The 8466-nt window shown below is 64.4% G+C and carries 9 protein-coding genes (1 of these 9 only partly in view); 2 read left to right on the forward strand and 7 right to left on the reverse strand.

Annotation, left to right across the window (positions count from 1 at the left end; genetic code table 11):
- Positions 1-60: 60 nt before the first annotated feature.
- The 4 genes from NWI01_RS04840 to NWI01_RS20020 form a co-directional block, all read right to left on the reverse strand.
- Positions 61-786 carry a YdcF family protein gene (locus NWI01_RS04840; RefSeq protein ID WP_141382803.1) on the reverse strand — a complete coding sequence of 242 codons (726 nt, stop codon included), beginning with the start codon at positions 784-786 and terminating at the stop codon, positions 61-63.
- 221 nt (positions 787-1007) lie between these two features.
- The gene (locus tag NWI01_RS04845; protein ID WP_141382804.1) at positions 1008-1979 is read right to left on the reverse strand and encodes a cell division protein FtsX; all 972 of its coding nucleotides are present in this window, start codon (positions 1977-1979) and stop codon (positions 1008-1010) included.
- A complete protein-coding gene (gene ftsE, locus NWI01_RS04850; protein WP_141382805.1) occupies positions 1972-2631 on the reverse strand; it encodes a cell division ATP-binding protein FtsE in 660 nt (219 codons plus the stop codon). Before ftsE ends, NWI01_RS04845 begins: the two co-directional genes overlap by 8 nt.
- Positions 2632-2671: 40 nt before the next feature.
- On the reverse strand, positions 2672-2794 hold the full coding sequence (locus tag NWI01_RS20020) for a hypothetical protein (protein WP_283809238.1): 123 nt from the start codon (positions 2792-2794) through the stop codon (positions 2672-2674).
- Here NWI01_RS20020 and NWI01_RS04855 point away from each other — a divergent pair.
- Both NWI01_RS04855 and NWI01_RS04860 read left to right on the forward strand, forming a co-directional pair.
- Positions 2787-3635, forward strand: coding sequence for an MJ0042-type zinc finger domain-containing protein (locus NWI01_RS04855; protein ID WP_141382806.1), 849 nt, complete (start codon positions 2787-2789; stop codon positions 3633-3635). The two genes, NWI01_RS20020 and NWI01_RS04855, sit on opposite strands and share 8 nt — an antisense overlap.
- Before the next feature lie 3 nt (positions 3636-3638).
- Complete coding sequence (locus NWI01_RS04860) at positions 3639-4031, forward strand: response regulator (RefSeq protein ID WP_141382807.1); 393 nt, start codon at positions 3639-3641, stop codon at positions 4029-4031.
- Here the strand turns inward: NWI01_RS04860 and NWI01_RS04865 are convergent.
- The 3 genes from NWI01_RS04865 to NWI01_RS04875 form a co-directional block, all read right to left on the reverse strand.
- A complete protein-coding gene (locus tag NWI01_RS04865) occupies positions 4018-6504 on the reverse strand; it encodes a TIGR02302 family protein (protein WP_141382808.1) in 2487 nt (828 codons plus the stop codon). The genes NWI01_RS04860 and NWI01_RS04865 overlap by 14 nt on opposite strands.
- Positions 6505-6710: 206 nt before the next feature.
- Complete coding sequence (locus NWI01_RS04870; protein ID WP_141382809.1) at positions 6711-7265, reverse strand: methylated-DNA--[protein]-cysteine S-methyltransferase; 555 nt, start codon at positions 7263-7265, stop codon at positions 6711-6713.
- A gap of 235 nt (positions 7266-7500) precedes the next feature.
- On the reverse strand, positions 7501-8466 hold the 3' portion of the coding sequence (locus NWI01_RS04875; RefSeq protein WP_141382810.1) for an FAD-dependent oxidoreductase. The gene runs 555 nt beyond the window's last position; the window shows 966 of its 1521 coding nt (coding positions 556-1521); its start codon lies off the right edge, out of view — the gene reads right to left on this strand; it ends in the stop codon at positions 7501-7503.

An 8466-nucleotide genomic window follows, 5' to 3' on the forward strand; every position in this document is an offset into this window, starting at 1 on the left:
GTTATTTGGCACGCATTCTAGAACCTTTTCGGTTCTGATTGAATCAGAAGCGAAAGGGCTTCAGCCCGAGGCCGGCCGGCGTGGCTGGAATGCCCCACTCGACTGATCTCCGTTTTCGGGCGGGAGTTCGAGGTCGAGGCCAAGATGAGCCAGTCGGACCCGCGCCTCGGCGGCGAGGTATTTGACATACTCCGATAGCAGGAGCCGCAAGGTCGCGCCGCTTGTCCACCATGGCTCCTCGCGCCACTTTTCGCCGATGACCGCGAACGGAATCAAGGTGACATCAGGCATCGCATGCGACAGTTCGACGATGGCGCGAGGCATATGGTAGTTGGACGTCACCACGATTAGCGAGCGGAAGCCTTGCCCGTCGACCCAACGCCGCGTCTCGCTTGCATTGCTCCGGGTGTTGACCGCGGAGCGATCGAGATCGACGCAACATGTCAGCAGCCGCTGGCTGTCCGGCAGCGAGCGCGAAATATCACTGACCCCGTTCGTCGGATGAACGCCCGAAATCAGCAGCCGCTTGCCATAGCCGCCGGCCAACAGATCGACGGCATCGGAAATCCGCGACGAGCCGCCGGTAAGCACCACAATGCCGTCCGCGTTAGCGGCGGGCTTTGTCTCCACCCCCCGTAGCTGCGACAGAAACCCGATGAAGCCAGCCGCCGCGCCGACAAAGGCGATCCCGGCGGCGGCAACCAGGGTCGCAAGCAACATGCCACGCCGGCGGCCCCGCGCCCGGCGCGGAGCTCCCACATTGTCGTGACCTGCTTCTTTACTCATACATTCGGTGTCCCTGGCCCCCGATTCTAATACGTTTTGGGGCGAAGTGGAGTCCGGCAGCGTCAGAATGGCGCGCTATAGCGTTTTCGAGCGAAGCATGTCCTCGGGCTTGTCCCGGGGATGGAATCCGGTTCGCGTGAAGAAAACGCGTCAAAATAACAGTCGAAAGCTTCGCTTCTGATTCAATCAGAAGCGAAAATGCTCCAGCCCTGAGCGGCCGCTCAATCGATCTCATCAAGCGTCGCGAACAATGTGCGGCGGGACGCAAAGGCGGTGATCACCGCAATCAGGACTGTCTGGCCCGCCAGCACCAGATAGCCGGAAGGGCGCAGCGAGAACGTGCCGAGCAACGCCGCAAACTGATCCCCCACCGGCGTTCCCGAGAACCAGTTCGCGATCGATTCGGAGAATCCGAACATCAGCATCGCGGCGACGCACCCGATCACGCCGCCCCTCAGCCCGAGCCGCAGGAAGTGGCGCAGGAAATGATTGGCGATATATCGGTCGCTCGCTCCGACGAAATGCAGCACCTCGACGATCGGACGATTGGCCGCCATCGCCCCCCGGGTCGCGAACGATACCGAGATAATGGTCGCAATGATGACCAGCGCGAGGACACCGATGCCGGCGAACACGGTCGCGTTGGTCATCGATCGCATCCGGTCGATCCAGGCGCGATGGTCGTCCACGCTGGTCGACGGCGCCAGTTGCGTCACGCGGCTGCGGAGCCCTTCCAGATCGAGCCTGGTTCCGGGCGCGGCGCGGGCCACGATCATGCGCGGCACCGGCAGATCGTCGAGCGACAGCCCGCTGCCGAGCCAGGGCTCCAGCAGCTTGGCCGACTCCTCCCTGGTGTACGGCCTGACATCGAGAATCCCCGGGTGCTCGCGGGCCGCGGCGGCGGCGGCGGCGACATCCTGCTCGAGATCGCGGCCGGCGGCGGGACGTACCTGGATGGTGATTTCGCTCGCGACTTCCGACTGCCATTCCGAGGCCGAAGCGTTGATCAGCAGCACCGCCCCGGTGGTGATCGACGCGAGGAACGTCATGATGGCGACCACCGCCACCAGGGCGCGGCCGGCGATCGACGCACGCGGCACGATCGGCGACATGTTGCGCGCGCGGACCGGCACCTGCGGGCGCTCGCGCCCGAGATCCATCAGTACATCGTGACCGTCCCCTGCCTTACTCATAGATGTGCAGCCGCCCCTGATGCAGCACCAGCCGCCGCGCGTCATACTGATCCATCAGGGCGATGTCGTGGGTGGCGATGATGACCGCCGTGCCGGACTTGTTCAGCTCGATGAACAGCCGCAGCAGACGTTGCCCGAGCGTCGGATCAACATTGCCGGTCGGCTCGTCCGCCAGCAGAAGCTGCGGCCGCGCGATCACCGCGCGAGCGATCGCCGCGCGCTGCTTCTCCCCCCCTGACAGGACCGGCGGCAGCGCATCCATGCGCTCGCCGAGACCCACCCACTTCAGAAGATCGATTACTTCACGGCGATAGGTCGACTCATCGCGGCCCATGACCCGGAACGGCAACGCGACATTCTCGTAGGTGGTCATGTGATCAAGCAGACGAAAGTCCTGCAACACGATCCCGATACGCTTGCGGAGATCGGCGATTGCATCCTTGCTCTGCAGCGAGACGTCCTGACCGAACAGGTTGACCAGCCCCCTCGTCGGCCGCAGCGACAGAAACAGAAGCCGCAGCAGGGAGGTTTTTCCCGCGCCCGACGGGCCGCTGAGAAACTGAAAGGAGCGGGCGGGAAGATGAAAGCTGATGTCGCGCAAAATCTCCGGGCCGAGCCCGTAACGCAAGCCGACATTTTCGAACCGGATCAAGCCTTGTGTCCCGATTTCCTGGTTCGCGTGAGGAAACGCGTCAAATCAAGATCATGGAGTCCCCGCCATCATCCTTTTGTGCGTCGGTTATGGTTTCCGATTCGTTAACGGTCGGCGGGTAGATTTCGGACAGCGTCACTTCCGGCGATTCGTCCATGCACATTGTCTGTCCCCACTGTACGACATCCTATGCGGTCGACCCCGCGAAGCTCGGCGGAAAGGGCCGTATCGTCCGCTGCTCGCGCTGCAAGGAAACATGGCGGGCGACGCCGGACAATATCGCCCGGGTTCGCATCCCCACGATGGCTGGAGCGGACGAGATGGCGGGATGGACCGATCCTCCGAACACCGGCGACATGCCGTCGGTCGACAGTCCGTCGATCGCCAGCGATCTGCCGGAATCTCCCGAAACCGAGATGCCGCAACAGGACCTCGCCAGAGTTGTTGCGCCACCGGCCCGGCAGGACAACACACCCCGGGACGGCAAGCGGCCGCGCTTGTTCCATGCTGCTTCACGGTTCCACGGCCGCCTCAGACGCTGGTTCGTGCTTCGGCCGCCAGCGATCACCCTGAACACTGTCTGCGTTGCGATGGCCGCCCTCGTGCTGGCTCTTGTGATCTGGCGCGTCGACATCGTGCGCCTGCTTCCGCAAACCGCAACGTTCTACCGGCTCGCCGGACTGGAAGTGAACCTGCGCGGATTGGCGTTCAAGGACGTCACCACCTCGACCGAAACTGTCGACGGCAAGCAGGTTCTGGTGATCGAGGGCATGATCGCGGCGCAAACCCGCAAGCCGGTCGAACTGCCGCGCCTGCGCTTCAGCGTGCGCGACGCGCATGAGACGGAGATCTACGCGTGGAACGCGGTTCTAGAGCAGCCCGCGCTCAAGCCTGGTGAAAACGTCTGGTTCCGGACGCGGCTCGCGTCGCCGCCACCTGAAGGCCGCAGTATTGATGTTCGCTTCTTCAACCGGCAGGATCTTGCCGCTGGAAATGGAGCCTGACCCATGGCGCGGGTGCTGATCGCCGACGACGAGGACTCGATGCGCTCGCTGGTCGCCCGCGCCATCGCCATGGATGGCCACGAGATCGTGACCGCGGCTGACGGCGCCGAAGCGCTGGATATTCTATCAGCTGACGCACATGACTTCGACCTGCTGCTTACCGACATCAAGATGCCGATCATGGATGGCATCGCGCTGGCCCTAGCCGTCGCGCGCGATTTTCCCGGCCTGATCATCCTGCTGATGACAGGTTTCGCCGATCAGCGCGAGCGCGCGTCGGGCCTCAACGCCATCGTGCACGATGTCGTCACCAAGCCGTTTTCGGTGGCCGATATCCGCGCCGCGGTCGCGGGCGCGCTGACGACGCAGACCGGCGGAACGATCAGTAGTCCTTGAGCAGCCGATCGATGTAATCGAGTTCGATCTTCGGCCGTGACGGATCGGCGAGGCGGCGGCGCAACTCTTCGAGAATACGGCGGACCCGCTGAACATCGATCTCGCCGGGAATCTTGACCGTCGTCTCGTTGCCGAACTCGCGACCCCGCAGCGGTCGCCCCAGCGGGTCGGTCTGACCGCCGCTCTGCCGGCCCGCACGACCGCCCGACCCGTCTTCGCCCTGCTGCATGGCCTCGGCGAGGCTCCGGGCGCCCTTGCGTAGCGCATCGAGCGCCCGGCCCTGCGCGTCGACCGCGCCATCGGCGTTACCCTCGCCAAGCTGGCCGCCCGCCTGACCCATTGCGGAATCAGCCTGGCCAAGATCGTCGTCCGGCTGGCTCGATCCCATGCCGCGCCGGGCGAGTTCCTGCTGCAATGTCTTGAGCCTGTCATGCAGGGCCTTTTGATCCTGCTGCAGGCCGCCCATCCCATTCTGGCCGCTGCGCTCGTGGCCGTCATCGTGATCGCGCCGCGAATCCATGCCCTGCCTGTAGGTCTTGTCGCGCAACTGCTGCTGCTTGCGGATCATGTCACCGAGTTCATTCAGCGACTGTTGCACATCCTCGCCCGCTCCCTCGCCCTGGCCCGGCTGCGCCATCTGTAGATTCTCAAGCATCTGCTGCAATTGATCGAGCAATTGCCTGGCGGCTTCCTTGTCGCCGGAGCGGGACAGGCGCTCCATGCGCTCGATCATGTTGTCGAGATCCTGCGGACGCATCACCTTGCTGTTGGGATCGAGCGGACGCGCCAGTTGCTCCGGATTGTTGCGCATCTGTTCGGCCAGCTGGCGCAGGTAATTATCCAGCGCCGCGCGCAGGTTCTCGGTGAGCTTCCTGATCTCCTCATCGCTCGCGCCGCGCTCCAATGCCTCCTTCAAGGCATCCTGCGCGGCACGTAGCGCCTTCTCGACATCGGTGATATTGCCGTCCTCGATGCTGACGGCGAGCCCCCAGAGGCTGGCGACGACCTCCCGCAACTGGGCGTCGATGCGCGCTTCCTCGAGCTGCTTCGTGACGCTGTAAAGACCGAGATACTCACCCGCCCTGGGAGTAAACAGCTCGGGCGCGATCAGGAGAGCATCGAGCGCGGTATGGACCTGCCTGTTCTGATTGGCGTCCAGCGCCAGGATGCGACGCTGCTCGATCAGCGCGCGCGCAAGCGGTTTGGTGAACACGCGTTCCGGCAGGCGCAGGTCGAGCGGCTCGCTGCGACCCTCGTTTCCGGCGTCATCGCGCGCCGTCAGCGTCAAGGTCACTTCGGCGCCGGCGTAGGGACTTTCGCTTAGATCATGGACCATCTGCCCAATGCCGCTGCGGGGCCTGGCATTCGGCAGCACCAGCGCGAATTGCGGCGGATCGAACAGCGGGCGCGCGGTCGTCCCATCATTTGCAGCGGATGCGGGCCGGGTCGAAAATGCCGCATGGGCTTCGGTGACGCCGTAATCGTCCTCCAGGCGGTAGGACATCTGCAACGATCCGCGCGCCTGGCGTTCCGGCCGCTTGGCCAGCGAAATGGCCGGGACGCGATCGGCGATTGCGCTGAAGGCCCATCGCGGTTGCCCCGACGGCGCACGCACATGAGCCGTGCCATCCGCGGCAATGGTGAAATGCCGCTCGTTCGCGCCCTCCGGGGGCTTGTCGGCGAAAGCCTTCTCGGTCACGCCGCCACTGAGCGCGACGTCGAGACTGCCGCCGCTCGAACGCACAATCAGCGTGCTGCCCGCAGGCACCGGAAGCGCGGTATCGGACGGATTGGCGTCCTTGCCGGTCGCCGACAGGATGATCGGCGGCTTGCCGGTGTAAGGCGGTGGAGCCACCCAGGCATCGACCCTGACATGGGCCGAGGTCAGCGCGCCATTCCAGTCGAACGCCACAGCGACACGCTCTGTCCGTTCGCCGTCCGCCGCGATAAACGTGGCGACCATCAGCACCATCACCAGCGCTCGCAAGGCCCAGCGGTCATGCAGCGGCAGCTGAGGCGACGGCAGCCCGGCGCGAAGACGCTTGATCGCCGCCAGCGTGCGTGCGCGCTGCTCCTGCCACAAAGCGTGCGCGACCGGATCCCGGGTCGCCAGCGTGTCCGCAAGCGCGGTGACGGGACGATGGCGAAGGCCGGCGCCGCGGTCGAGCCGGCCCAATCCTTCCTCGCGGCTGGGCCAGCGGAACCTGACGACAGGCACCGCCGCCGCAACGGCGAGCAGCACAAACGCAGCAAGAGCAACGGCGCGTCCCCAAACCGGCAGAACCAGCCAGGCACCGGCCCAGGAAACCGCCAGAAACAACCCGCCGACGCAGAGCAGCCGCGCAAGATGCGGCCAAGCCCTTTCCCACGCGATGACCCACCTGGCGCGCTGCAGGGCGCGCGTCAGTTCAACTTCCGCCGACGCACGCCGGTCGTCGTCCTGACGGGTTGGATCGGGGGTAACGCCGCTCAACTCGTTCTCCGCGCCGCTGGAGCTAGAATAACTTCGCTCCTCATTGAAAGCGAAGCTCCAGATTGTTGTTTGGACGCGTTTTCTTCACGCGAACCGGTGACCGCAAACGCCGTCAAACAGCATCCTACCACGGCGGCGGCAATGAGGCATCGGCGGCTGGCCGGGACCGCCGGGTTGCAGACCGGAACCGCTTTGCGCGGAATGGATCAATCGAACAAGCCGGGCGTGTGATTGACGATCGCGCCCTCGATGGCGAGCATTTTCAGTTTGGTCGCGACGCCGCCGCTTGCCGAGAAGCCTCCCGGCCTGTCGCCGGCGGCAAGCACGCGATGGCACGGCACCACGATCGGATACGGATTACGGCCGAGCGCCTGACCAACATCGCGCGACAGCTCAACGCCGCCGAGACGTTTGGCGATATCGCCATAGGTCATCGTCCTGCCCGGCGGAATGGTCCGTGCGATATCGTAAACGCGGCGATCGAATTCGCCTACGCTGTCGAGATCGAGCACCACACCGGATAGATCGATCGGCTTACCCTCAAGCAACGCGATCATGCCATCGATCGCGGCCTGCACGGCGGCGGGCGGAGCCGCCTCCGCGAGGCTCCCGTAACGCTGGCGAAGACGTATCCGGGTCTTGTCTTCATCCGGCAGCGGCAACTGCACCGCTTCGACGCCATGCGCGGTCCAGACAATACCGCAGATCCCGATCGCGGTTTCGAACAGCGCGAACTTGCGATCATTTGGCGGTTCACTCACGGATCGCTCCGTCGCAAACTGAAGTTTTCACCGCTTCACGGAAGTGGTGAAAGACTTCAGCACTTTGATCTGACGCGTTTTCTTCACGCGAACCGGATTCCATCCCCGGGACAAGCCCGAGGACATGCTTCGCTCGAAAACGCTATAGCGCATTCCTGTGTTGGATCGCGCCCTGAGAAAACCCCGCGATCACATCGACGCCGGCCGGCTCGGTGGCATACCGAGAAGCTGAATGTCAGGCGGCGACCTCGCGCTCCATCGCCACTTCCGCCTTGAGGTGGTCGACGTCCCGGTAGATCGAGGAGACCGCCAGCACGCGCCTCTGATGCTTGTAGCGCAGCAGGCAATCCCGGTCAGCGACGCTGCCGTCGACCTCGATCTGGTCCCACTTCAACGCGTGGCCGACATAGTTGATCGGCACATCATAATGCTGGCTCCAGAAGAACGGCACAGCGTCATACTTTTCGCGATGTCCCAGCATATTGCGCGCGGCCACCTGCCCCTGGCGCTGCGCCACGACCCAGTGCTCGACCCGGATGTTCTCTCCGAACCGCGGATCGGGCCATCGCGCGATATCGCCGGCCGCAAAGATGCCCGGCGCGCTTGTTTCCAGGTACTGGTTGACGAGCACGCCGCGATCGATCTTCAACCCCGCCTTCTCCGCAAGCTCCAGGCGCGGCTTCACGCCGACGCCGAAGACGACGAAATCGGCCTCAAGCACTTCGCCGCTGGAGATCGTCACCTTCTTCTCGCCGATCGCTGTGACCGTATTCTCCAGGTGGAAGATGACGCCGTGCTCCTCATGGAGCGAACGGACGAAATCCCCCATTTCCGCGCCGAGGATGCGCTCCATCGGACGGGACTCAGGGGCGACGACATGGACCTCGATCCCGCGGGCGCGCAACGAGGCCGCAACCTCCAGACCGATGAAACTCGCACCGATGACAACCGCCCGGTTGGCCGATTTGGCCGCAGCGATAATAGCGCGGCAATCCTTGAGCGAGCGCAGCGTATGGACATGCGGCAGGTTGGCTCCGGGAATCGGCAGCCTAACCGGCTCGGCGCCGGTCGCCAACAGCAGCCGATCGTAGCCAACGACATCGCCGTTGATCGAAAGCTGGCGCGCGGACGGATCGATAGCGGTAACGGTCGTGCGCAGCCGCAGGTCGATGCCGGCCTGCTGGTAGAAATCATCGGGGCG

Source organism: Nitrobacter winogradskyi (genome assembly GCF_006539545.1).
Taxonomy (GTDB): domain Bacteria; phylum Pseudomonadota; class Alphaproteobacteria; order Rhizobiales; family Xanthobacteraceae; genus Nitrobacter; species Nitrobacter winogradskyi_A.